The sequence below is a fragment of the Streptosporangium sp. NPDC023615 genome (assembly GCF_040640155.1).
In the GTDB taxonomy this organism is placed as follows: domain Bacteria; phylum Actinomycetota; class Actinomycetes; order Streptosporangiales; family Streptosporangiaceae; genus Streptosporangium.
Genome location: NZ_JBFABE010000167.1, coordinates 1 through 1,719, shown reverse-complemented (window position 1 = coordinate 1,719; position 1,719 = coordinate 1). Strand labels below are relative to the sequence as shown.

The following is a 1,719-nucleotide window of genomic DNA, read 5'->3' as shown; positions in this document are numbered from 1 at the left end:
GGTGAGGTGGCCTTCGGTGTGGTTTCTGAGGCGGTTCCCGGCGAGGCCTTCGACGTGGCCTTCGACGTGGCCTTCGACGCGGTCTTCGGCGCGGTCTTCGACGAGGGGGAGATGCGCCGCGCCCGTGGCAGATGGACGCGGCCCGCCCGCACCGCGGCCTGCGGCTCGCCCGAGAGCAGGACGGCGGGCAGCGCCGCGCCCGAGGCCGGGTCGTCGTCGAGGTCGACCAGGACGATCCGGCCGGGCGCCTCCGACTGCGCCGACCGCAGCAGACCCCACACCGAGGCCGCCGCGAGATCGGTCACCCCCTCGCCGAGCGGCGCCGCGCCACGGGTCACCACGACCAGCGGGGTGTCCGCGAGCCCGTCGTCCGCGAGGAACTCCTGCACCAGGGACAGCGCGGACCGCGTCGCGTCATGAGCCGCCGCGGCCGGGTCGTCACCGGCGGGCTCCGCCACCGGGTACAGGATGGCGTCCAGCGAACCGTTACCCGCCGCGCGCAGCGCGGGCAGCGCCTCCGCGCCCAGAGCCTCGGCCACGAGATCGCGGGCGCCCAGCACCCCCCACCGGACACGGTACGCGGGCTCGGCCAGGGTGATCGGCGTCCACCCGAGGTGGAACAGGGCGTCACGGTCACGCTGGAGGGCCTGGCTCGGACCGCCGACCGGGCGGAGCCTCACCTGGCGGGCCACGGCCACCGGCTTGCCCAGCCGGTCCGCCAGGCGCACCGACAGGGTGTCGTCCCCCTCGCGCCTGAGCTCGGCACGGAGCATGGTGGCGCCGGTCGCGTGGAGCTGGACCCCGCTCCACGCGAAGGCGGCGCGGAGCGGGGGCCTGTTCGAGGCGTCCGTCGAGGCCGTGGCCGAGGCCTCCGCCGGGGTCCGCGCCGACGTGTCCGCCGGGGCCCGCGTGTCCGCGAGGAGCGCGGCGTGCAGCGCCGCGTCCAGGAGCGCCGGGTGCAACCCGTACCGGGCCACGTTCGAACGCGCCTGCTCCGGCAGGACCACCTCGGCGAACAGCGTGTCCCCGCGCCGCCACATGGCCGACAGCCCACGGAACGCGGGACCGTAGGCCAATCCCGCACCGGCGAACCGTTCGTAGGCGTCCTCCACGGGCACGGGCAGCGCCCCCCGGGGCGGCCACTCCGACAGGTCGAACTGCGCGTCGGGACCGGTGAAGCTCACCGTCGCGCGGACGTGCTCGGTCCACGGCGCGTCCACGTCGTCGGGGCGGGCGCAGACGAGGACCGTACGACGGTCGTCCTCGTCCTGCGGGCTCACCTTCACCTGGAGCTGGATGGCACCGCGCGCGGGCAGGGGCAGCGGGGTGTGGACGGTCAGGTCGTCCACGGTGGTGCAGCCCACCTCGTCCGCCGCGCGGATGACGAGCTCGACGAGCGCGGCGTTGGGGACGGTGAACGTACCGGAGATCGCGTGGTCGGTGAGCCAGGGGTGGGTGTGAGGCGAGACGCGGTTGGTGAAGACCGTCTCGGCGCTGCCGGCGATGTCGATCGCGGTGCCCAGCAGGGGGTGCCTGGTCTCGGCCAGACCGAGGCGAGAGGGGTTGGACGCCGTGATTCCGTCGGCCAGCCAGTAGCGCTTGTGCTGGAAGGGATAGGTGGGCAGCGTCACCGGTTGACCGTCGGGGAAGACCTCGGCCCAGAGGATCGGTGCGTTGTGGGTGTGCAGGTGGGCCAGTGCGGTGGTGAAGGTGGTGGGG

At 74.5% G+C, this 1,719-nt stretch carries 1 protein-coding gene; it reads right to left on the bottom strand.

Annotation, left to right across the window (positions count from 1 at the left end; translation table 11 throughout):
- Positions 1-1,719 (bottom strand): polyketide synthase dehydratase domain-containing protein (locus AB0G16_RS38690; protein ID WP_362816003.1); only part of this gene is annotated, 1,719 nt, incomplete at both ends.